Here is a 20,737-nt window from a genome sequence, read left to right on the forward strand (position 1 = left end):
TCAGACCTCGGCAGACGTGGCGGCGCGATTGAGTTCGGCCAGGGACAGGTGACGGTCGAACAGCGGCGCCAGGCTCTGGTCGTGGCTGACGAACAGCAAACTGGAACCGGCCTCGCGGCATTCGGCGAACAACAGGCGAATGAAGTTTTCCCGGGCGTCGTAATCCAGCGCCGAGGTCGGTTCGTCGGCGATCAACAGCTCTGGCTGACCGATCAAGGCACGCGCGGCAGCGACCCGTTGTTGCTGACCGATTGACAGTGAGTCAGCGCGACGGCTGAGGAGACTTTCGTCCTTCAAACCCAAGTGCGCGAGCAGGGTGGCGGCGGCTTGATCGACGCTGCCGTGGCGCTGTTTCGCCCGCTGCGCACGCAGTTTCGAGAAGTGGCACGGCAGCTCAACGTTCTCGCGCACCGAGAGATACGGCAGCAAGTTGAACTGCTGGAAGATGTAGCCGGTGTGATCGACACGGAAGGTATCGCGAGCGCCGGCGGAGAGTTCGGTAAGCTCCTGGCCGAGCAGGCGAATACTGCCGCGACCGGGTTTCTGCACGCCGCCGAGCAAACCGAGCAGGGTGGTCTTGCCGCTGCCGCTGGGGCCTTTGAGGAACAGGGTTTCGCCGGCTTCCAGGCGAAACGCCGGGATGTCCAGCAGCGGTGGGTGACCGGGCCAGTTGAAGCCCAGGTCGGACAGTTCGATGAGTGCTTGGGTCATGGCACCAGTTTCATGAGGTGAACACATTTCCCCCTGCAGGAGCTGCCGAAGGCTGCGATCTTTTGATCTTGGTTTTTTACAATCAAAAGATCGCAGCCTCGTTTCACTCGACAGCTCCTACAGGGGATTTACGGTGTGATCAGAATTTCAGGGCTGCAGCCTTGGCCGTCACTTCGGTACCTTGCTGGCCGCTGGCGCTGATCAGTTGTACCTGAATTTTCTGCGTCGCCGGGAAGGTCTTGAAGACGTTCGCCAGATCGAGGGTCTTCAGCGCGCCCGGTGTGGCGCAGTTGAACTGATAGTGCGCGTGGATTTCGCTGTGGTCGTGGTGATGCTCGTGGCCGTCCTTGTCCGCTTCATCGTCGTCATGATCATCGGCATCCGGCTTGTCGCCGAACAACGGGCTTTCCAGTTCCTGACTGACCACTTTGCAACCGGCAGCGGCGGGCAGGCTGAACAGGGCCAGCGGTTTTTCCAGTTGCGCGCGGGCGGCAGCGACTTTGGCCTTGTCGGCATCGCTGGTGGCGACGTGTTCGAAACCGACGAGGTTCATCGCCGGGCTTTCCAGCTCAAGCTCCAGGGTTTGACCATCGAGCGCCGCGTTCAATCGACCGACGCCGTGTTCATGCGCGCCGAGGCTGCCGTGTTCATGGTCGTGATCGTGGTCATGCTCATCGGCAGCATGGGCGATGGCCAGCGGCAACAGGGCAAACGGCAAAGCGAGCAGCAGACGACGCATGGCGGTCTCCGGGAAGTAAAGTGAAGAGTTTGTTATGTAATCTTATAACGAAAGTGCGCAGAGTTTGCCCGTGCGCTTGGCGTTGCACAAGTCCCGTGGGAGCATGCAGGTCAGAAAAGTGCAGGAGCGAACTCAATGTTGCGGATACGCGGAACCGTCGGCGAAGTGCCGGTGGACTTGACGGTGGAATTGGATGACGGCGATTGGGCGAAGCTCGGTTCAGCGCTGAATGGGCAGGCGCCGGTCGCTCAATCTGAGGCGGTCGCATCAGCCCCGGCGGCGAAACCGCTGAATCAGGACGATGCCTTGTGGCAGGTCGCCAAGGACCTGTTGCGCAAGGCCGGGCAACTGAGCGGGCCGGATCTGCTCGATCAGCTGGAAGGGCTGACCGGCAGCGCGGCAGCGGGCAAGCGCTTGCTGGTGCGTTTGCGCCATAGCTCGGACGTGAAAGTGGTGAGCGGCGGGGATACACCGCTCTACAGCTGGATCGAGTGAGTTGCAAAAGATCGCAGCCTGCGGCAGCTCCTACAAGGGTGTACACGATCCCAATGTAGGAGCTGCCGCAGGCTGCGATCTTTTGATCTTAATAAAGCGCAGCAAACATCTTGCGGCGATACACCGTCACCAGCGGATGATCATTGCCCAGCAACTCGAACACCTGCAGCAAGGTTTTGTGCGGCAGACCTTCGCCATAGTTGCGGTTGCGGATGAACAGCTTCAGTAGTGCATCCAGCGCCGCGTCGTACTGCTGACGCGCCAGTTGCTGAATCGCCAGTTGATACACCGCTTCATCGTCCTGCGGATCTTTCGCCAGGCGCGCTTTCAGGTCGGCGGCATCCGGCAGATCACGCGCCAGGCCAAGGAATTTGATCTGCGCCTTGGCGCCGGCCAGTGCGGCTTTGTGCTCATCACTCTTGACCGCATCCAGCACGGTTTGCGCTTCGTCCAGCTCGCCGCGTTCAGTCAGGCAGCGCGCGTAGAGGATTAGCGCCTTGGCGTTAGTGTTGTCTTCGGTGAGCATCACCACCAGCGCCGCTTCGGCGTCGGCGTAACGACCGTCATCGAACAATGTCTGAGCCTGCTCGAACGGATCGGCCGCGGCCGGTGGCGGCATTTGCACGTGCGGCTCAAGCAAGGCACGCACGGCGGATTCCGGTTGCGCACCGGCAAAACCGTCGACCGGTTGACCGTCCTTGAACAGCACCACGGTTGGCAGGCTGCGAATACCGAAGCGGGCGACGATGTCCTGCTCGATGTCGCAGTTGACCTTGGCCAGCAGCAACTCGCCCTGATAGCTCTCGGCAATGCTTTGCAGCATCGGCATCAGCGCCTTGCACGGCGCGCACCATTCGGCCCAGAAATCCACCAGCACCGGTTTGTTGAAGGAAGCCTCGATCACCGACTGGTCGAAATCGGCCGTCGTGGCGTCGAAGATGTATGGCGTTTGCTCGCTCATGGGGGATCTCGTCAAAGCGTTAATGAACGCACTATAAGCGGTGGCGCAAAAGATCGCAGCCTTCGGCAGCTCCAGGTTCAGCGTCCGCCCGCAATATGGACGACAAAGCCGATCACTGTAGGAGCTGCCGAAGGCTGCGATCTTTTAACGATTCCAATCACGCCGCGCGTGGTACAGGCTGACATGCCGAAATTCCTCAGGCTCCGCCAGATCCGGCAAGGTCAACGCCTCAAGCATTTCAATGCGCTCATACAACGGATGGCGAAAATCCCTGACCCGCGAATCCGCCACCAACGCCTCTCGCCCACGGCTCAAAAACGCATCGAGCAACGGCAGATTCGCCCGGTCATACAACACATCCGCCACCAGAATCAGATCAAAGCGATCGGCTTCGGCAAAAAAATCCGTCGAATAACCCATCTCGACATCATTCAACGCGGCATTCGCCCGGCAGGCGGAAATCGCCAGCGGATCGAGATCGCACGCCACCACCTCCAGAGCCCCGGCTTTCACCGCCGCAATCCCGGCAATCCCGGAACCTGCGCCGAAATCCAGCACACGCTTGCCGCGCACCCACTCGGGAAACTCCGCCAGATAGCGCGCCACTGCCAGACCGCTGGCCCAGCAGAAACCCCAGTACGGTGGCTCGTGCAGAATTCGCTGAATTTCTTCCTGGCTGAATTCGCGATCCATGTTGTCGCCATCGATCAGCCACAACTGCAAATCAGTGTCGGGCAAGGCACAGACCTTGAGTCTGGCGTCGCCGAGCAATTCACCCAGCGCCTGTTGCAGGTCGAGCGGTGCATTCATGGTGCTTTGACAAATTGCAGTTGGCCCAACGCGTGAGTGGTTGGCTGGCTGATGGTTTGCGACGGCAAATGCAGGATCAGCTGGCCGGACTGGCTGGCGCGGCCACGCAGCTCGACCCGCGCACCGGCCGGAAAAGCATCCGGGTTGAAGCGCAGGCGGAATGGCAGGATCTGGTTGTTGCCGATCAGGCTGGAACTGGCGAGCAATTGTTGCGGGCGATCCTTTTCGTCGATCACCAGCAGCGCCAATTCCACTTCGGCACCGGCCGGCACGCCTTGCAGGGTGCCGCTCAGTTCGCGTTGATAGGCCGGCAGCGGGCCAAGTTCGGCAGCCTCTTTGGCTTTTTTCTGCGCTTGCTGCGGCGCCGGGCCTGGCGTTGGCGGCTGAGGCTTGGGTGCATCGCTGCCACAGGCCACCAGCAGGCTGAAAAGACTGAGCAAAACGAGCGGACGTAACGGCATTGGATGCTCCGGCAAAATGAAATCCATGGATCAAACGATCATGCCGTTCTGTATACCGCAAAGCCTATGGCTTGTCTTGCCACCGGGATGCGCTACCATGGCCCTCCCTTTTTTTGTTGCCAGCCACCATGCACTGTCCCTTCTGCGGTGCCAACGACACCAAGGTCATCGACTCGCGTCTGGTCGCCGAGGGCGAACAGGTGCGCCGCCGGCGTGAATGCCTGGCCTGCGGCGAACGTTTCACGACGTTCGAGACGGCCGAACTGGTGTTGCCGCGCCTGATCAAAACCGATGGCAGCCGCCAACCGTTCGACGAAGAAAAACTCCGCGCCGGCATGCAACGCGCGCTGGAGAAACGTCCGGTGAGCGTCGAGCGCCTCGAATCCTCTCTGGTTCACATCAAGCACAAGCTGCGCGCCACCGGCGAGCGCGAGGTCAAATCCCTCGTGGTCGGCGAACTGGTCATGGCCGAGTTGCAAAAGCTTGATGAAGTTGCCTACATCCGTTTCGCTTCGGTGTACAAGCGCTTTCAGGACCTCAACGAGTTCCGCGAAGAAATCGACCGCCTCGCCCGCGAACCGGTGAAAGAATGACCACCGCCGCCGAGCAGGCCATCCTCGACGCCCACTTCATGGCGCGCGCGCTGGAACTGGCGCGCAAAGGTCACTACACCACTCACCCCAATCCTCGGGTTGGCTGCGTGGTGGTGCGTGACGGGCAGATTGTCGGCGAAGGCTGGCATGAACGCGCCGGCGAACGGCACGCCGAAGTCCATGCCCTGCGCGCCGCCGGTGAGCTTGCCCGGGGCGCGACCGCTTATGTAACTCTCGAACCGTGCAGCCACCATGGCCGCACACCGCCGTGTGCCGATGCGCTGGTGAATGCTGGCGTAGGCCGCGTGGTCGCAGCGATGCGTGATCCGAATCCACAAGTGGCTGGGCGTGGTTTGCAGCGCTTGACCGATGCCGGCATCGCCACTGAAAGCGGTGTGCTCGAAGCCGAAGCGCGCAAGCTCAATCAAGGTTTTCTGAAACGCATGGAACACGGCTTGCCGTTCGTGCGGGTCAAGTTGGCCATGAGCCTCGATGGTCGCACGGCAATGGAGAGCGGCGAGAGTCAATGGATCACCGGTCCTGCTGCTCGTTCGGCAGTCCAGCGTTTGCGCGCTCAGGCCGCCGTGGTGCTGACCGGCGCCGACACAGTGCTGGCCGATGGCGCGCGGTTGACTGTGCGGGCCGACGAGTTGGGTCTGGATGCCGAACAAACCGCATTGGCCATGAGCCGTCCACCACTGCGCGTGCTGATCGATGGCCGCCTGCGGGTGCCGCTGGATGCGCCGTTCTTCAAGGCCGGCCCGGCGTTGGTCGCCACCTGTGTCGCGATCGAAGAGCAATACGCTCACGGCCCCGAGTGCCTGATCGTGCCGGGTGATGACGGTCAGGTCGATCTGCATCAGTTGCTGATTGAACTGGCCAACCGTGGCGTCAATGAGGTGCTGGTTGAAGCCGGCCCGCGTCTGGCCGGCGCTTTTGCTCAGCTTGGTCTGGTCGACGAATTCGTGATCTTCATCGCCGGCAAGTTCCTCGGTTCTTCGGCGCGTCCGCTGCTCGACTGGCCGTTGGCCTATATGAAGGACGCTCCCGAGCTGAAAATCACTGAAATTCGTGCGGTGGGCGATGACTGGCGAGTCACTGCCATCCCTGCTCGACCGGCGAGCGTATAATTCCCGGCCATCGCGTTAGCGCTGGCTCAGTTCTCAAGGAGAACCCCATGTTTACCGGCATCATCGAATCCATCGGCAGTATCCGCGCACTGACCCCAAAGGGCGGTGATGTGCGGGTCCACGTCGCCACCGGCAAGCTCGACCTGAGCGACGTCAAACTCGGCGACAGCATCGCAGTCAACGGCGTTTGCCTGACTGCCGTTGAGCTGCCGGGCGACGGCTTTGCCGCCGACGTCAGCCGTGAAACACTTGACTGCACCGCCATGAATGACCTGAAAAGCGGCAGCCCGGTCAATCTGGAAAAAGCCCTGACCCCGACCACCCGTCTCGGCGGGCATCTGGTCAGCGGTCACGTCGACGGCGTCGGCGAAATCGTCTCGCGCAGCGACAACGCCCGCGCCGTGGAATTTCGCATCCGCGCGCCGAAAGAATTAGCCAAGTACATCGCCCATAAAGGCTCGATCACCGTCGACGGCACCAGCCTGACCGTGAACGCCGTCGATGGCGCCGAGTTCATGCTGACGATCATTCCGCACACCCTGAGCGAAACCATTATGGCGTCGTACACGCCGGGTCGCCGGGTGAATCTGGAGGTCGATTTGCTGGCGCGCTATCTGGAGCGCCTTCTGCTTGGCGACAAGGCTGCAGAATCGGGCTCGTCACAAAAGCCTGGCGGCACCATCACCGAAAGCTTTCTGGCCGCCAACGGCTATCTCAAATCCTGACTGAAGGGGGTGCCTTGTGGCGCTCAATAGCATCGAAGAACTGGTTGAAGACATCCGCCAAGGCAAGATGGTCATCCTCATGGATGACGAAGACCGCGAGAACGAAGGCGACCTGATCATGGCCGCCGAATGCTGCCAGGCCGAGCACATCAATTTCATGGCCAAGCACGCCCGTGGCCTGATCTGCATGCCGATGAGCCGCGAGCGCTGCGAACTGTTGAAGCTGCCACTGATGGCGCCACGCAACGGTTCCGGTTTCGGTACCAAGTTCACCGTTTCGATCGAAGCCGCCGAGGGCGTGACCACCGGCATCTCCGCCGCTGATCGTGCGCGCACCGTGCAAGCGGCTGCCGCCAAGGATGCCAAGGCTGAAGACATCGTCAGCCCGGGCCACATCTTCCCGCTGATGGCGCAGGCCGGCGGCACCCTCGCTCGCGCCGGCCATACCGAAGCCGCTTGCGACCTGGCGCGCATGGCCGGTTTCGAGCCAAGTGGCGTGATCTGCGAAGTGATGAACGACGACGGCACCATGTCTCGACGTGCCGAACTCGAAGAGTTTGCCGCTGAACACAACATCAAGATCGGCACCATCGCCGACCTGATTCACTACCGGATGATCCACGAACGTACCGTTCAGCGGATTGCCGAGCAGCCACTGGACAGCGAACTGGGCCAATTCAACCTGGTGACCTATCGTGATTCCGTGGAGGGCGACGTGCACATGGCGCTGACCCTGGGCACTGTTTGCGCCGAAGAACCAACGCTGGTTCGCGTGCACAACATGGATCCGCTGCGCGACCTGTTGATGGTCAAGCAACCGGGCCGCTGGAGCCTGCGCGCCGCCATGGCTGCGGTTGCCGAGGCGGGCAGCGGTGTGGTGCTGTTGCTCGGTCACCCGCTCGACGGCGACGTGCTGCTGGCACATATCCGTGAAACCGGCGATCAGGCCGCGCCGAAAAAACCGACGACTTACAGCATCGTCGGTGCCGGTTCGCAGATCCTGCGCGACCTCGGTGTGCGCAAAATGCGTTTGATGTCTGCACCAATGAAATTTAATGCGATATCCGGTTTCGATCTGGAAGTTGTAGAATACGTGCCCTCCGAATAATGACCGGTTGTTTCCGGACCCGAATTCGCGGCAAATAAATCACTGAGGGACGCGTAGCAGACGCGTCCCGGCTCTTTAAGAGAACTGACGAATGACCCTGAAGACCATCGAAGGTACCTTCATCGCCCCTAAAGGCCGCTACGCTTTGGTAGTGGGCCGCTTCAACAGCTTCGTCGTTGAAAGCCTGGTCAGCGGTGCAGTTGATGCCCTGGTTCGCCACGGCGTGAGCGAAAGCGACATCACCATCATCCGCGCACCTGGCGCCTTCGAAATCCCGCTGGTTGCGCAGAAAGTCGCCCAGAAAGGCGAGTTCGCTGCAATCATTGCGCTGGGCGCGGTCATTCGTGGCGGCACCCCGCACTTCGAATACGTGGCAGGCGAGTGCACCAAGGGTCTGGCCCAGGTCTCCATGGAGTTCGGCGTTCCGGTTGCTTTCGGCGTCCTGACCGTTGATTCCATCGAGCAAGCCATCGAACGTTCCGGCACCAAGGCCGGTAACAAAGGTGCCGAAGCTGCCCTGTCCGCTCTGGAAATGGTCAGCCTGCTGGCGCAGTTGGAGGCCAAGTGATTAGCGACGAAAGCGATCGTTTCAACCCGCGCGATCCGAAACCTGCGGATGCCGGCAAGCCCTCGAAAAGCGTCAAGCGTCGCGAAGCCCGTCAGCTCGCGACTCAAGCGCTGTACCAGTGGCACATGGCCCGGCAATCGCTGAACGAGATCGAAGCGCAGTTTCGCGTTGATAACGATTTCACCGATGTCGACGGTGCTTACTTCCGCGAAATCCTCCACGGGGTTCCGCAGTTCAAGACTGAAATCGACACCGCTCTGACGCCTTGCCTGGATCTGGCGATCGAAGAGCTCGACCCGGTTGAACTGGCCGTTCTGCGCCTGTCGACCTGGGAGCTGCTCAAGCGCGTTGATGTGCCGTACCGCGTGGTGATCAACGAAGGTATCGAGCTGGCGAAAGTCTTCGGTTCGACCGACGGCCACAAGTTCGTCAACGGCGTACTCGACAAGCTGGCCCCGCGCCTGCGTGAAGCTGAAGTGAAGGCGTTCAAGCGCTGATCGGCGCTTGAATCCTTTGTCTCAGCCATGGGCGAGTTTGAGCTGATCCGCAATTTCTTCGCCGCCGCGCCTTGTGCGCAGGGCGGCGAAGGCGTTGCTCTGGGAATCGGCGATGACTGCGCCTTGCTCGCTGTTCCCCCTGGGGAACAGCTGGCGATCTCCACCGATACGCTGGTGGCCGGCGTGCATTTTGCCGACCCCTGCGATCCGTTTCTGCTCGGTCAGCGCTCGCTGGCCGTTGCGGTCAGCGATCTGGCCGCCATGGGCGCCGCGCCCGTTGCCTTTACCCTTGCCCTGACTGTACCGACGGTGACCGCCGATTGGCTGCAAGCCTATGCCCACGGTTTGAACCGCATGGCGCAGAGCTGCGGCGTTGCGCTGGTGGGCGGCGATACCACGCGTGGACCGTTGAGCCTGACGGTAACCGTGTTTGGTCGTGTGCCTGCGGGTCAGGCGCTGACTCGCAGCGGCGCGCAACCGGGCGACTTGTTATGTGTCGGTGGTGAGCTGGGCAATGCGGCCGGCGCCTTGCCACTGGTGCTCGGTCAGCGTGAGGCCGAAGCACACATCGCCCAACCGCTGCTCGATCATTACTGGTCGCCACAACCGCAACTGGCCCTCGGCCAGGCCCTGCGTGGCAAAGCCACCTCGGCACTGGACATCTCCGACGGCTTGCTCGCCGACTGTGGCCACATTGCGCTGGCGTCGCAGGTGCGACTTGAGATTGAACGCGAGCGCGTACCGCTGTCGGATGCATTAGTAGCGTTTCTCGGTCAGCGCGGCGCCGAGCGTGCCGCGCTGAGCGGTGGCGATGATTACGTGCTGGCGTTTACGCTACCGTCCGTCGAGTTGCCGTCGCTGCTGGCCAATGGCTGGCCGATCCATGTGATCGGTCGCGTATCAGAAGGTCAGGGCGTGGTTCTGCTGGATCGCGAAGGGCACGACATCACCCCGAAAATTCGGGGTTATCAACATTTTCAGGAGACACCGTGACAGATCACCCGAAACAGGTTCCGGCCGAATTCGTTCCGCCGTCGGTCTGGCGCAATCCCTGGCATTTTCTTGCGTTCGGCTTCGGTTCCGGCACCTTGCCCAAGGCGCCGGGCACGTGGGGCTCGCTGGTTGCGCTACCCTTTATCCCGTTGTGGCAGATGCTGCCCGACTGGGGTTACTGGCTGATGCTCGGGATCACCATGCTGTTCGGCTTCTGGCTGTGCGGCAAAGTGGCTGACGATCTGCGGGTCCACGACCACGAAGGCATCGTCTGGGACGAAATGGTCGGCATGTGGATCACCCTGTGGCTGGTGCCGGAAGGCTGGTACTGGTTGCTCGCGGGTTTTCTGGTGTTCCGTTTCTTCGACATTCTCAAGCCATGGCCGATTCGCTGGATCGACCGGCATGTCCACGGTGGTGTAGGGATCATGCTCGACGACGTACTGGCCGGTGTGTTCGCCTGGCTGGCGATGCAGGGTCTGGTGTGGATTTTCGCCTGATTCCAAGGGATATCAGGGGCAAGTGAGGGGACTAGGGATGGCTCGACGCTGGTTGGCGCTAGTGGTTTTGGCTTTGCTGAGCACCGTGGCCGGTGCGCAGGACGCCGCGCCGACGCCGACGGTCATCCATCTGGTCAGTGAAGACTGGGAAGACTACACCGCCGCTGATGGCCATGGCCTAGGCTGGGACGTGCTACGCAAGGTGTTCGAGCCGGCTGGGGTCAAGCTCGATATCCGCAGCGTGCCTTACACCCGTTCGGTCGGGCTGGTGCAGTTGAAGGAAGTCGACGCGCTGGTCGGTTCCTATCGCGACGAAGCCGAGCAGGTGTTGTATCCGCGCTGGAATTTCGATTCCGACCACATCTACGCGTTGGGCCTGGCGAGCAATCCGGTGCCGACCCAGGCGACGCTGGGCAAGTATCGACTGGCCTGGGTGCGCGGTTATCGCTACGAAAACTACTTGCCCAACATCAAGCGCTACAACCAGATCGAGCGTCGCACCGGGATTCTGTCGATGCTCAAGCAGGGGCGGGCGGATTACTACATCGATGCGCTGACCGAGATTGAAGCGGTGGTGAAAACCGCAGCCGATCCGGCACAGTATCGCTATTCGCACCTGGCCGAGCTGCCGCTGTTCCTCGGCTTTGCCGACACGCCACAGGCACGGGCGCTGATGGCGCTGTTTGACCAGCGTATGGAGCAGTTGGTGAAGAGCGGCGAGTTGAAGCCGATCTTTGAGAAGTGGCAGCAGCCGTATCCCTTCACTAGGGGCGCGACGAATCCCCTGTAGGAGCTGCGGCACGCTGCGATCTTTTGATCTTGATTCTAAAACCAGATCAAAAGATCGCAGCCTCGTTTCACTCGACAGCTCCTACAGGGATCCATGTCGACCGGGTAGTTATCAAACTTTTTGATCGTTATGCCCGATAATTCAGCCTAAGCGCCGGTAGGAACCTGCTGTTACAATGCCGGCCTGCGAATTTTCAGACTCTTTAGATCAGGAGCACACCGGTGCCTGTCGTCTTTGTCGCCGCTTCCAAGCTGCCAACGCCTTTTGCGCAATTCACCATGCACGGTTTTCTCGATGAAGCCACCGGCCGTGAGCACGTCGTGCTGAGCCTGGGTGAAATTGCCGACGGTGCCCCGGTACTCGGCCGTTTGCACTCCGAATGCCTGACCGGCGACGCCTTGTTCAGCCAGCGCTGCGACTGCGGCTCGCAACTCGAAGGCGCCCTCAAAGCCATCGCCCGTGAAGGCCGTGGCGTGTTGCTCTACCTGCGTCAGGAAGGTCGCGGCATTGGTCTGCTGAACAAGATCCGTGCTTACGAGTTGCAGGACGGCGGCGCCGACACCGTTGAAGCCAACGAACGTCTGGGCTTTGCCGCCGACCAGCGCGACTACGCCATGTGCCTGCCGATGCTCGAGCATCTGGGCGTGAAATCCCTGCGCCTGATGACCAACAACCCGCGCAAGGTCAAAGCCTTGACCGACATGGGCATCACCGTCGCCGAGCGCGTGCCGCTGCACACCGGCCACAACCCGCACAACAAGCTCTACCTGGCGACCAAGGCCAGCAAGCTCGACCACATGATGGGCAATGAGCATCAGGGCGAGGTTGATCGCGCGTGACTCGCGGTCAGGTGCGGCGCCGATTGTCGGTCGATTGGTGGAAATACCTCGCGCTGGCGCTGGTGCCGTTGTTCGTGCTCAACGCGCTGTTTGGTCAGGGCGAAGGGCTTCTGCCAGTACTGGCGATGCCCTTTTTCATTGCCGGCGTCGCGTCGATGTTTGTCAGCCTGAAGTTTTTCGGTCGCTATAAACATGCGCTGATCGCCACGCAAAAAGCCCTCGATACCCCGGATGAACCGGCCGCGTGGATTGCCCTCGCAGCCCGTCGTCGTGCGGCTTTTCTCGCGGCAGCTTTGCCAGCGTGGATCGGCGCACTGGCGGTGTTTGTTGGTCTTGAAGCCGTACCGTTGATGTTGCTGGCGTTGTCCACGGCGGTACTGTTTTATCTCTACCGTATCCCGCGTCAACTCGGCTGATGCGTCGTCTGTGGCTGGCGCTTCTGCTGCTGGCCGTCAGTGGCCCTGCGCTGGCGCAACTGCGGGTGGTCAGCCTCGCACCGTCGCTTTCTGAAATTGTCGTTGAGCTGGATTCGGCTGACCTGCTGGTCGGCGTGCTCGATGCCGGGGAGCGTCCTGCTGAAATTGCCAACGTCCCCTCTGTCGGCCGCTATGGCCAACTCGATATGGAACAGCTGCTGAGCCTCCAGCCTGATTTGTTGTTGCTGTGGCCCGGGAGTGTCGGCCCGGGGCAGCGCGATCAATTGAACCGTCTGGGTATCCCGACCTTCGTCGCCGAGCCGCATTCCTTCGAGCAACTCACTACCCAGATAGAAGCCATAGCCACGCAATTGGGGCGACCTGAACGTGGGGTGATACGGGCGGCGGCGTTGCGCCAACAACTCACGGAGTTGCGCCAGCGCTATCGCCGGGACCTGCCGTTGCGGGTCTTCTATCAGGTCTGGGACAAACCGCTGTACACCGTCGGTGGCGGGCAAATCATCAGTGATGCGCTGGAAGTGTGCGGGGCGCGCAATGTGTTCGCTGATTTGAGTCTGCCGGCGCCGCAGGTGAGTATTGAGGCGGTGTTGCAGCGCGATCCAGAGGTGATTCTGGCGGGGGATCAGGCGCAGTTGAATGCCTGGAAGTCGTGGTCGCAAGTAGTCGCGGTCAAACAGGGGAAATTGCTGTTGGTCACCGACAAAGGCCTTGAGCGCCCAAGTGGCCAAATGATCAGCGCTACCGCCAAACTCTGCCAATTGATCGCGCCGGACAGGTAACCCTGTAGGAGCTGCCGAAGGCTGCGATCTTTTGATTTTGCTGTTTGACTGAGTCGGAATCGCCGAAGATCAAGATCAAAAGATCGCAGCCTTCGGCAGCTCCTACAGGGGGTTTCAGTGGATTTCGGGAGTCCAGGTGACACCAAACATCCACACCCGACCTTCCTCGCGATAACCATACTGGCTGCCGTCGTAGCTGTAATTCGCCCGGCTGTAGCCTTTGTCGAAAAGGTTATCGACCTTCAGATCCAGCTTGATCTCGCGGTTCAGCGCCCAACTGCTGCGCAAGCCGAACAGCGCATAGCCACCCAGCGCCTGCTCATTTTTCAGGTCGTCATAACTGCTGCTGACCGCCTGCCAACTGGCGCCGAGGCTGACCTGATCAAACTGTCGATCCAGATCCCAACTCAACGTCCGCCGCGCACGCCGTGCCAAGGTGTGCCCGGTATCGCGATCACGCGGATCGATGATCGCCACGCCGAGGTTGCTCTGCCAGCCGAACAGTTCCTGTTTCAGCGCTGCTTCAAAGCCGTTGATTCGCGCCGAAGCGACGTTCTCCGGACGTGAGTTGCTGCCGAAGATGATCGCGTCTTCCAGGTCGGTACGGTAAATCGACGCTTCCAGGCGGCTGCTGTCGCTTAACTGACTGCGCCATTGCAGCTCGTAGCTTTTCGAGGTTTCCGGTTTCAGATCCGGATTGCTGAAGTCCGGGTAGTACAAGTCGTTGAAGGTCGGCGCGCGGAAACCTTCGCTGTAGCTCAGCAACAGATCGTTGTCCGGGTTCAGCGGCAATGTGAAGGTGCCGCTCCAAGTGTTCTGGCTACCGAACTGCTGGTTATCGTCGTGACGCAGACCCAGTTCGGTGGAGAAGCTGTCGGCCTGATAACGATGCTGGATGAATGCGGCGCGGTTCCAGCGACTGTCTTCGTCGAATGCGGTGCTGCTGTTGACGCGGTCTTCGTACCAGTCGCCGCCGAGGATCAGGCTGTTGCGTGCGTCCAGTGTCAGGTCGTTCTGCCAGTTCACCGAGTCGCGGTAGGTGTTGAACACCGTGCGTTCGTCGCTGAGCTTGTCGAGGGTCTTCTCGCGGTTCTCGGTATGGCCGAACTCGACGCGGGTTTTCCAGATTTCGTTGACCCGGGCATCGACGTAACTGCTGACACTGCTGACGTTGAAATCGCTGTAGGGCTGCTGTTGGACCGATTCGAAAGTGTTCATGTCGAAGCGGCCGAACGGGTTGTCGAACTCGCCCTTGCCCCGGTTATCCAGCAGATTGGCGCCGACTTCGATGTCATCGGTCAGCGCATGGCTGAGGCTCAGGCTGACGGATTTATTGCGGTAAGCGTCATGATCGCCATCACTTGGATACGACTCGTGAGTGCGGTCAATTCCGGCGGTTTCATCCAGGCTGGCGCCGAGGTTGAAACGGGTTTTGTCATCGCCGCCGGACAAGCCGAGACTACGCTCCCACGTCTGGTTGCTGCCGAAACCAACGTGCATCCGTGGCTGCAAACCCTGCTCGGTACCGCGGCGGGTGAAGATCTGGATCACCCCGCCAATCGCGTCGCTGCCGTAAATCACCGAACGCGAACCGCGCAGCACTTCCACCCGCTCGATCTGCTCGATGTTCAGATGCTGCAGGTTGCTGTCGCCGGACGTCGAACTGCCAATGCGCTGGCCGTCGACCAGCACCAGACTCTGCGCCGACTGCGTGCCGCGAATGTAGATCCCTGGCAGACTGCCGCGCCCGCCGGCCTGCGCCACTTGCACACCGGGAACGCGCCGCAGCAGGTCCGGCACATCGCTCGGTTGCAGGCGGTCGATGTCTTCACGGGTGAATACCGTGTTGGCGGCGCTGCTGTCGTTGCGGGCTTCGACCTGGCGGTTGGCGGAGATCAGCATGTCCGGCAGCTTCAATGCTTGATCACGTTCGAAGGTGTCGGCGAGGGCGTTGGCGGTCGGCAGCAGGAAGAAGGGCAGGGCGAGGCGCGAGAGTTTCATGGACAGTCCACTGGTGTTTCAGATGTACACAAATCAAATGTGGGAGCGAGCCTGCCCGCGAATGCGGTGTATCAGTCAGCAATGTATTGACTGACAGTCCGCTTTCGCGAGCAGGCTCGCTCCCACAAGGGTAATGCGTTTATTTGTCGAGTAAGGCCAGACGCTCACGAATCGACGCTTCGATCCCGGCCTCATCCAGCCCGCACTCGGCCAGCATCTGCGCAGGCTTGGCGTGCTCGACGTAGATATCCGGCAAGCCCAGATGCAGCATCGACTTGAGAATATTCTCGCGCGCGAGGAACTCGCTGACCGCGCCACCGGCGCCGCCCATGATCGCGTTCTCCTCGATGGTCACCAGCAATTCGTGGCTGTCGGCAATCTCGCGCACCAGCGCTTCATCCAGCGGTTTGACGAAACGCATGTCGACCACAGTGGCATCGATTTTTTCAGCGACTTTCAGCGCTTCGGCCAGTTGCACACCGAACACCAGCAAGGCGACTTTGCTGCCCTGACGACGGACGATGCCTTTACCGATTTCAATCGGCTCAAGATCTTTGTCGATGGCCGCATTCGGGCCATTGCCGCGGGGGTAACGCACAGCCGCCGGACCGTTGTACAGGTGGCCGGTGGTGAGCATTTTACGCAGTTCGTTTTCATCGCTCGGGGTCATGATGACCATGCCCGGGATGCAGCGCAGGTACGACAGATCGAAGCTGCCGGCGTGTGTCGGGCCGTCTTCGCCGACCAGACCGGCGCGGTCGATGGCGAACAGCACGTCGAGGTTCTGCACCGCGACGTCATGTACCAACTGGTCGTAACCACGTTGCAGGAATGTCGAGTAGATCGCCACCACCGGTTTTGCGCCTTCGCAGGCCATACCGGCAGCGAACGTCACGGCGTGTTGTTCGGCAATCGCCACGTCGAAATAGCGCAGTGGGAAGCGTTCGCTGAACGCCACCAGATCCGAGCCTTCCTTCATCGCCGGGGTAATCCCGACCAGACGTGGATCGACGGCAGCCATGTCGCACAGCCACTCGCCAAACACCGCTGAGTATTTCGGCCCGCTGGCCTTCTTCGGCGCGGCGGCCGGAGCGTCCAGTGGTTCGAGTTTGGTGATGGCGTGGTAACCGATCGGGTCGACTTCCGCCGGGGCGAAGCCTTTGCCTTTCTTGGTGACGATGTGCAGGAACTGCGGGCCTTTGAGGTCACGCATGTTACGTAGCGTGGCGATCAGCGTTGGCAGGTCGTGGCCGTCGATCGGGCCGATGTAGTTCCAGCCCAGCTCTTCGAATAGCGTGCCGGGGACCAGCATGCCCTTGGCGTATTCTTCGGTGCGACGAGCGATTTCCCAAGCGCCGGGCAGGCGCGACAGGACTTTCTTGCTGCCCTCACGCATGCTCGCGTAAGTGCGGCTGGAAAGGATCTTCGCCAGATAATTCGACAGACCGCCGACATTGCGCGAGATCGACATATCGTTGTCGTTGAGGATCACCAGCATGTTGGCGTTGACTTCCGGCGCGTGGTTCAGCGCCTCGAAAGCCATGCCGGCGGTCAGTGCGCCGTCGCCAATCACCGCGATTGCCTTGCGATCACTGTTCTGCAGGCGGGCGGCGATGGCCATGCCCAGTGCAGCGCTGATCGAAGTGCTGGAGTGGCCGACGCCGAAGGTGTCGTACTCGCTCTCGGCGCGACGCGGGAAGGCTGCAATGCCGTCCTTCTGGCGCAGCGATTCCATGCGCTCACGGCGACCGGTAAGGATCTTGTGCGGATACGCCTGATGACCCACGTCCCACACCAACCGGTCGTCCGGCGTGTCGAAGACGTAATGCAACGCGATGGTCAGCTCGATCACGCCCAGGCCTGCACCGAAATGCCCACCGGTCTGGCCGACCGTGTAAAGCAATTCCAGGCGCAACTCATCGGCCAGGGTTTCCAGCTCGGCTTCGCCTAACCGGCGCAGGCCGTCCGGCGTATTCGCGCGGTCGAGCAGGGGCGTGGTCGGGCGCTTGCGGGGAATCTCATGAAACGTCGTGGGCATCAGGCGAATCGTTATAGGTATAGAAGATGCGGCAGTTTACCTGATGCATCGCCCCCTGCCCACGCGTTGGTCTTTTTTGACCGATTGCTGATCAGTGACGCCGCTCGACGATATACCGGGCCAGCTCGCGCAACGGCTCGGCGGCCGCGTCAAACGGTCGCAGGGCGTGCAGGGCCTGATCGCGCAGTTCCAGGGCGTATGCCTTGGCGGCGTCGAGACCGAGCAGCGCCGGGTAGGTCGGCTTGTCACGGGCAATGTCGGCGCCCTGGCGTTTGCCGAGGGTGGCGGTATCGCTTTCGACGTCGAGAATGTCGTCCTGCACCTGAAAGGCCAGGCCGATGGCCTGTGCATAAGTCTGCAGGGCACGGAGTTCATCCTGCTCGGCACGGCCGCTGGCCAGAGCGCCGAGTTTGACGCTGACTTCGATCAGCGCGCCGGTCTTGTGCCGGTGCATCTGCTCGAGGGCTTTCTGATCGAGCTTGAGGCCGACCGATCCAAGGTCGATCGCCTGACCGCCGACCATGCCTGCCGGGCCCGCAGCCTGGGCGAGTGCGGTGACCATTTGCAGGCGGATGTCGCTGCTGCAATCGCTCAGGCGCGGGTCGAGCAGGGCGCTGAACGCCAGACTCTGCAAACCGTCACCGGCCAGGATCGCGCAGGCTTCATCGAATTTTTTGTGAGTGGTCGGCTGGCCGCGACGCAGATCGTCGTCGTCCATCGCCGGCAAATCATCGTGAACCAGCGAGTAGGCGTGGATCAGCTCAACCGCGCAGGCCGCACCGTTGGCTTGCTCAGCCTTGCCACCGAGCGCTTCGCACGCCGCGTAGGCCAGCAACGGTCGCACGCGTTTGCCGCCGTTCATCACGCTGTAGCGCATGGCTTCGTAAAGCCGCGCCAACTCCGGCAACGGTGCGTTGAACAGGGTTTCCAGCGCTGCGTTAACCCGGGTCTGACTGGTCGCCGTATACGCTGCAATCATTCTGGCTGTTCCGCGTCGAAGGGTTCCTCGGCGAGTTCGCCATCGCGCTCCAGCAGCACCTGCACCTTCTGCTCGGCTTGCGCCAGCGCTGCCTGGCAGTCACGGGTCAGACCGATGCCCTGCTCGAAAGCGGTCAGCGAGTCTTCCAGCGACAATTCACCGTTCTCCAGACGCTCGACCAATGTTTGCAGGTCGGCGAGGGACTGTTCGAAATCCAGTGCAGCTTTTTTGCGGGCCATGGCGGCGATTTCCGGTTGACGTTAAACCGGCGCGACACTAGCAGATAGGGGGGTTATGGGCAAATGAGCGGGCCGGCTCCCAAGGACAGAAATGGCTCTGTGCTGGGTGAGATTAATGTGTAGCTCTGTCGGGATAGTTGATCTGATAGCGGGTGCTACGCCCCCCACCCGGCAAGCGTTGCAGGCAACCTTTCTCCAGCAACTCCGCAAGGTGTCGGGTTGCTGTGGCCTTCGACACTTTCGCCACCGCTTGATATTGCCCGGCACTGATGCCGTGCTCAAAGCCCCGCTCGCCGCCGTCGAGCAGACGATTGAGCGCTTTGACCTGCTCCGCCGAAAGTTCGGACTCGCGGTGTGCCTGCCAGAAACGCGTCTTGCCCAGCACGCTTTCAATGCGGGTGATGGCTTGTTGCAGACTGCGTAGCAAGGTTTGCAGGAACCATGTAAGCCATTCAGTGATGTCCAGTGTGGCTTTTTGACTCGATTCAAGAATCCGATAGTAGCCGGACCGATCATCCAGAATGCTCGCCGACATGGCGTAGAAACGGATGGCTTGCGCTTCGCCCTGTGCCAGCGCCAGATCAGTGATGGTGCGGGTCAGACGGCCGTTGCCATCGTCGAACGGATGCAAGGTGACGAACCAGAAATGGGCGATGCCCGCACGAAGCATCGGGTCCAGTGCTGTCTGATGCTGGCTGGCCTCGAACCATTGGAGAAATTGGTCGAGCTGCTGCTCAATACCTTGGCGAGGTGGCGCCTCGAAATGAACCGTTGGACGATCAATGCGACCCGATACCACCTGCATAGGCTCGTCACCGCGTAGTGCACCCACATGCATGCGGCGTGCAGTAAGGTCAGCCTCTTGATCGGGAAACAGCCATTGGTGCCATTCCAGAAGGCGTTCCAGCGTCAACGGTTCGGCAAATCGACGGGTGACATCCAGCATAAGCTGCGCCAGACCTTCACTGCGTTGGCTGACTTTATCGCCGTCGATCAACTCCAGGCCCAAACGTAGCGCCAACGATGACCGCACGGAGCCGACATTCAGTTGCTCTCCTTCGATGGCCGAAGACGTCACGATATTCTGCAAAAGGGCGTCCAGTTCGGTCTGAGCCCCCAAAGAGTCACCTACTGAACCGGCCATCCCCATCAACTGACCTTGGGCCTGTACACACTCGCGCAACAACGGTGCCAGGCGTTCCGCCTGCCAGTTGAAGTAGGGCCAATCGGGCTGCTGCCAGATCCAGTAAGTTGCCATTCGTTGCCTGCCTTGAGTCCGTGAGCCGAATAGAAATGCTATTCGGCTCATTTTGTGAGCCGAATATGACGCCTATTCGGCTCACCGTCCACCGGATTGGCTTGATTCCTACAGCAATAGCACATGTATCCGATTGTTAAAAAACCGCCGAATCGCTAATCTTCGCGCCTTCTACGACCCCTTAGTCACGGGTCTTTCAGACGAAACGCAGTTTTCACCGCTGTGAAGTACCGAGGATCGGGTGCAAGGTTTCGTTCAGGCATGGCAGGAGGCATTACATGCGTTCATTTCTTTGGCTGCTGATCGGCCTGGCCTGCGCGCCCGCGCTGCTGGCGGCGCCGACGGCCGAGGTATCGGAGCCGGTGGGTGGCTGGCGCTATCACGGCTTGCTCGATCGCACGGAAAACCCGCAAGTCGCCTACCCGACGCCGCCGATCGATCGCGGCATCCAGCGCAATCGCACGATGATCCAGGGCCAGCTCAAGGCCATCGGCCATATGCGCCCGCCGCACAGTCTCGCGGTGAATGGCAATCCACTGAATCTGTACACCGACGACCAGGGCCGTTTTGCCCGGCCGTACGCGTTCGGCGCTGGCTCCAACAGCGTCGAAGTGATCAGCGCCGAAGGCCAGTCGCTCAAGCGTGTGCAATTTTATGAAGCAAACAATTTGCGCACGCCGGCGCGGATTCGTCTTGTCTTGGGCTGGGACGATCCGAAAGCCGAGCTCGATCTGCACATTGTCACGCCCGACGGTCAGCATGCGTTCTGGGCTCGGCCAGCGCTGAGCAATGGCGGCGGTCTTGACCCGGATGGCGTTGATGGCCCCGGCCCGGAAATGTTCACCATGACCGCGCCGTTGCACGGCACCTATCTGGTTTACGTCAACTATTGGGGCAACTTCGGCAACGGCGGCTATAACTTCGAGGAGACCAGCAACCAGAACGAGGTAATCACCTCGCAAATCACGCTGGTGCTCAACGAAAACACCGTCGACGAAAAACGCGAAACGTTCATCGTGCCCCTGCGGGCAATCGGTGATCTGCTGCTGGTCAAGACTTTCAACTATTAAGCATCCCGCCACGGAT

Annotated in this window: 24 protein-coding genes; 14 read left to right on the top strand and 10 right to left on the bottom strand. The window is 60.8% G+C overall.

The window, feature by feature from the left end; genetic code table 11:
- Window positions 1-711: an ABC transporter ATP-binding protein gene (locus tag CKW38_RS23420; RefSeq protein WP_095113995.1), complete on the bottom strand. Its 711-nt coding sequence runs from the start codon at window positions 709-711 to the stop codon at window positions 1-3.
- A 139-nt stretch (window positions 712-850) separates the two neighbouring features.
- Window positions 851-1,450, bottom strand: a complete 600-nt coding sequence (locus CKW38_RS23425) for a DUF2796 domain-containing protein (RefSeq protein ID WP_007910957.1) — start codon at window positions 1,448-1,450, stop codon at window positions 851-853.
- A gap of 135 nt (window positions 1,451-1,585) precedes the next feature.
- Between CKW38_RS23425 and CKW38_RS23430 the strand changes: the two genes are divergently transcribed.
- Window positions 1,586-1,945, top strand: a complete 360-nt coding sequence (locus CKW38_RS23430) for a hypothetical protein (protein ID WP_095113996.1) — start codon at window positions 1,586-1,588, stop codon at window positions 1,943-1,945.
- A gap of 88 nt (window positions 1,946-2,033) precedes the next feature.
- Here the strand turns inward: CKW38_RS23430 and trxA are convergent, their stop codons facing one another.
- The 3 genes from trxA to CKW38_RS23445 all read right to left on the bottom strand — a co-directional run bounded on the left by trxA (window position 2,034) and on the right by CKW38_RS23445 (window position 4,177).
- Window positions 2,034-2,906 carry a thioredoxin gene (gene trxA / locus CKW38_RS23435; RefSeq protein WP_095113997.1) on the bottom strand — a complete coding sequence of 291 codons (873 nt, stop codon included), beginning with the start codon at window positions 2,904-2,906 and terminating at the stop codon, window positions 2,034-2,036.
- A 144-nt stretch (window positions 2,907-3,050) separates the two neighbouring features.
- Window positions 3,051-3,716 (bottom strand): methyltransferase, encoded by a 666-nt coding sequence (locus CKW38_RS23440; protein ID WP_095113998.1) that lies wholly within the window; start codon window positions 3,714-3,716, stop codon window positions 3,051-3,053.
- Entirely contained in the window at window positions 3,713-4,177 is a 465-nt protein-coding gene (locus tag CKW38_RS23445) for a YbaY family lipoprotein (RefSeq protein ID WP_095114091.1), read from the bottom strand. The genes CKW38_RS23440 and CKW38_RS23445 overlap by 4 nt, the downstream gene beginning before the upstream one ends.
- 128 nt (window positions 4,178-4,305) lie before the next feature.
- Between CKW38_RS23445 and nrdR the strand changes: the two genes are divergently transcribed.
- The 12 genes from nrdR (at window position 4,306) to CKW38_RS23505 (ending at window position 13,136) form a co-directional block, all read left to right on the top strand.
- Complete coding sequence (gene nrdR, locus CKW38_RS23450) at window positions 4,306-4,770, top strand: transcriptional regulator NrdR (RefSeq protein WP_007910946.1); 465 nt, start codon at window positions 4,306-4,308, stop codon at window positions 4,768-4,770.
- The gene (gene ribD, locus CKW38_RS23455; RefSeq protein WP_095113999.1) at window positions 4,767-5,900 is read left to right on the top strand and encodes a bifunctional diaminohydroxyphosphoribosylaminopyrimidine deaminase/5-amino-6-(5-phosphoribosylamino)uracil reductase RibD; all 1,134 of its coding nucleotides are present in this window, start codon (window positions 4,767-4,769) and stop codon (window positions 5,898-5,900) included. The genes nrdR and ribD overlap by 4 nt, the downstream gene beginning before the upstream one ends.
- 47 nt (window positions 5,901-5,947) lie before the next feature.
- Window positions 5,948-6,625: a riboflavin synthase gene (locus CKW38_RS23460; RefSeq protein ID WP_007910941.1), complete on the top strand. Its 678-nt coding sequence runs from the start codon at window positions 5,948-5,950 to the stop codon at window positions 6,623-6,625.
- Window positions 6,626-6,641: 16 nt separating this feature from the next.
- Complete coding sequence (ribBA, locus tag CKW38_RS23465; protein WP_007910939.1) at window positions 6,642-7,733, top strand: bifunctional 3,4-dihydroxy-2-butanone-4-phosphate synthase/GTP cyclohydrolase II; 1,092 nt, start codon at window positions 6,642-6,644, stop codon at window positions 7,731-7,733.
- 91 nt (window positions 7,734-7,824) lie between these two features.
- Complete coding sequence (ribE, locus tag CKW38_RS23470) at window positions 7,825-8,301, top strand: 6,7-dimethyl-8-ribityllumazine synthase (protein ID WP_003228649.1); 477 nt, start codon at window positions 7,825-7,827, stop codon at window positions 8,299-8,301.
- Window positions 8,298-8,798: a transcription antitermination factor NusB gene (gene nusB, locus CKW38_RS23475; RefSeq protein ID WP_007910937.1), complete on the top strand. Its 501-nt coding sequence runs from the start codon at window positions 8,298-8,300 to the stop codon at window positions 8,796-8,798. Before ribE ends, nusB begins: the two co-directional genes overlap by 4 nt.
- 27 nt (window positions 8,799-8,825) lie before the next feature.
- Window positions 8,826-9,791, top strand: coding sequence for a thiamine-phosphate kinase (thiL, locus tag CKW38_RS23480; protein WP_095114000.1), 966 nt, complete (start codon window positions 8,826-8,828; stop codon window positions 9,789-9,791).
- Complete coding sequence (locus tag CKW38_RS23485) at window positions 9,788-10,291, top strand: phosphatidylglycerophosphatase A (RefSeq protein WP_007910933.1); 504 nt, start codon at window positions 9,788-9,790, stop codon at window positions 10,289-10,291. Before thiL ends, CKW38_RS23485 begins: the two co-directional genes overlap by 4 nt.
- Before the next feature lie 37 nt (window positions 10,292-10,328).
- A complete protein-coding gene (locus CKW38_RS23490) occupies window positions 10,329-11,081 on the top strand; it encodes an ABC transporter substrate-binding protein (protein ID WP_095114001.1) in 753 nt (250 codons plus the stop codon).
- 221 nt (window positions 11,082-11,302) lie between these two features.
- Entirely contained in the window at window positions 11,303-11,920 is a 618-nt protein-coding gene (gene ribA, locus CKW38_RS23495; RefSeq protein WP_016984117.1) for a GTP cyclohydrolase II, read from the top strand.
- On the top strand, window positions 11,917-12,336 hold the full coding sequence (locus tag CKW38_RS23500; RefSeq protein ID WP_095114002.1) for an MFS transporter: 420 nt from the start codon (window positions 11,917-11,919) through the stop codon (window positions 12,334-12,336). Before ribA ends, CKW38_RS23500 begins: the two co-directional genes overlap by 4 nt.
- On the top strand, window positions 12,336-13,136 hold the full coding sequence (locus CKW38_RS23505; protein ID WP_095114003.1) for a cobalamin-binding protein: 801 nt from the start codon (window positions 12,336-12,338) through the stop codon (window positions 13,134-13,136). The genes CKW38_RS23500 and CKW38_RS23505 overlap by 1 nt, the downstream gene beginning before the upstream one ends.
- 114 nt (window positions 13,137-13,250) lie before the next feature.
- On the opposite strand, the gene CKW38_RS23510 is transcribed toward CKW38_RS23505, so the two are convergent.
- From CKW38_RS23510 to CKW38_RS23530, 5 genes are all read right to left on the bottom strand, one after another.
- The gene (locus CKW38_RS23510; protein WP_095114004.1) at window positions 13,251-15,137 is read right to left on the bottom strand and encodes a TonB-dependent receptor domain-containing protein; all 1,887 of its coding nucleotides are present in this window, start codon (window positions 15,135-15,137) and stop codon (window positions 13,251-13,253) included.
- Window positions 15,138-15,276: 139 nt separating this feature from the next.
- Window positions 15,277-17,175 carry a 1-deoxy-D-xylulose-5-phosphate synthase gene (gene dxs / locus CKW38_RS23515; RefSeq protein WP_095114005.1) on the bottom strand — a complete coding sequence of 633 codons (1,899 nt, stop codon included), beginning with the start codon at window positions 17,173-17,175 and terminating at the stop codon, window positions 15,277-15,279.
- 91 nt (window positions 17,176-17,266) lie between these two features.
- Complete coding sequence (gene ispA, locus CKW38_RS23520; protein WP_095114006.1) at window positions 17,267-18,154, bottom strand: (2E,6E)-farnesyl diphosphate synthase; 888 nt, start codon at window positions 18,152-18,154, stop codon at window positions 17,267-17,269.
- Entirely contained in the window at window positions 18,151-18,393 is a 243-nt protein-coding gene (locus CKW38_RS23525) for an exodeoxyribonuclease VII small subunit (RefSeq protein ID WP_003228627.1), read from the bottom strand. Before CKW38_RS23525 ends, ispA begins: the two co-directional genes overlap by 4 nt.
- A 112-nt stretch (window positions 18,394-18,505) precedes the next feature.
- Window positions 18,506-19,651, bottom strand: coding sequence for a Fic family protein (locus CKW38_RS23530; protein ID WP_095114007.1), 1,146 nt, complete (start codon window positions 19,649-19,651; stop codon window positions 18,506-18,508).
- Between the two features lie 278 nt (window positions 19,652-19,929).
- Between CKW38_RS23530 and CKW38_RS23535 the strand changes: the two genes are divergently transcribed.
- Window positions 19,930-20,721, top strand: coding sequence for a YfaP family protein (locus CKW38_RS23535; protein WP_007910916.1), 792 nt, complete (start codon window positions 19,930-19,932; stop codon window positions 20,719-20,721).
- The last annotated feature ends 16 nt before the right edge of the window (window positions 20,722-20,737 follow it).

It is taken from the genome of Pseudomonas sp. Irchel 3H7, assembly GCF_900187605.1.
In the GTDB taxonomy this organism is placed as follows: domain Bacteria; phylum Pseudomonadota; class Gammaproteobacteria; order Pseudomonadales; family Pseudomonadaceae; genus Aquipseudomonas.

Excerpts from the sequence above, each read along its gene's own strand:
- CKW38_RS23510 (WP_095114004.1), bottom strand. The coding sequence starts at position 15,137 with ATGAAACTCTCGCGCCTCGCCCTGCCCTTCTTCCTGCTGCCGACCGCC.
- CKW38_RS23425 (WP_007910957.1), bottom strand. The coding sequence starts at position 1,450 with ATGCGTCGTCTGCTGCTCGCTTTGCCGTTTGCCCTGTTGCCGCTGGCC.
- CKW38_RS23430 (WP_095113996.1), top strand. The coding sequence starts at position 1,586 with ATGTTGCGGATACGCGGAACCGTCGGCGAAGTGCCGGTGGACTTGACG.
- trxA (WP_095113997.1), bottom strand. The coding sequence starts at position 2,906 with ATGAGCGAGCAAACGCCATACATCTTCGACGCCACGACGGCCGATTTC.
- CKW38_RS23535 (WP_007910916.1), top strand. The coding sequence starts at position 19,930 with ATGCGTTCATTTCTTTGGCTGCTGATCGGCCTGGCCTGCGCGCCCGCG.
- CKW38_RS23525 (WP_003228627.1), bottom strand. The coding sequence starts at position 18,393 with ATGGCCCGCAAAAAAGCTGCACTGGATTTCGAACAGTCCCTCGCCGAC.
- CKW38_RS23460 (WP_007910941.1), top strand. The coding sequence starts at position 5,948 with ATGTTTACCGGCATCATCGAATCCATCGGCAGTATCCGCGCACTGACC.
- CKW38_RS23440 (WP_095113998.1), bottom strand. The coding sequence starts at position 3,716 with ATGAATGCACCGCTCGACCTGCAACAGGCGCTGGGTGAATTGCTCGGC.
- nrdR (WP_007910946.1), top strand. The coding sequence starts at position 4,306 with ATGCACTGTCCCTTCTGCGGTGCCAACGACACCAAGGTCATCGACTCG.
- dxs (WP_095114005.1), bottom strand. The coding sequence starts at position 17,175 with ATGCCCACGACGTTTCATGAGATTCCCCGCAAGCGCCCGACCACGCCC.
- thiL (WP_095114000.1), top strand. The coding sequence starts at position 8,826 with ATGGGCGAGTTTGAGCTGATCCGCAATTTCTTCGCCGCCGCGCCTTGT.
- CKW38_RS23420 (WP_095113995.1), bottom strand. The coding sequence starts at position 711 with ATGACCCAAGCACTCATCGAACTGTCCGACCTGGGCTTCAACTGGCCC.
- CKW38_RS23445 (WP_095114091.1), bottom strand. The coding sequence starts at position 4,177 with ATGCCGTTACGTCCGCTCGTTTTGCTCAGTCTTTTCAGCCTGCTGGTG.
- ribD (WP_095113999.1), top strand. The coding sequence starts at position 4,767 with ATGACCACCGCCGCCGAGCAGGCCATCCTCGACGCCCACTTCATGGCG.
- ispA (WP_095114006.1), bottom strand. The coding sequence starts at position 18,154 with ATGATTGCAGCGTATACGGCGACCAGTCAGACCCGGGTTAACGCAGCG.
- ribE (WP_003228649.1), top strand. The coding sequence starts at position 7,825 with ATGACCCTGAAGACCATCGAAGGTACCTTCATCGCCCCTAAAGGCCGC.
- CKW38_RS23490 (WP_095114001.1), top strand. The coding sequence starts at position 10,329 with ATGGCTCGACGCTGGTTGGCGCTAGTGGTTTTGGCTTTGCTGAGCACC.
- CKW38_RS23530 (WP_095114007.1), bottom strand. The coding sequence starts at position 19,651 with ATGGCAACTTACTGGATCTGGCAGCAGCCCGATTGGCCCTACTTCAAC.
- CKW38_RS23505 (WP_095114003.1), top strand. The coding sequence starts at position 12,336 with ATGCGTCGTCTGTGGCTGGCGCTTCTGCTGCTGGCCGTCAGTGGCCCT.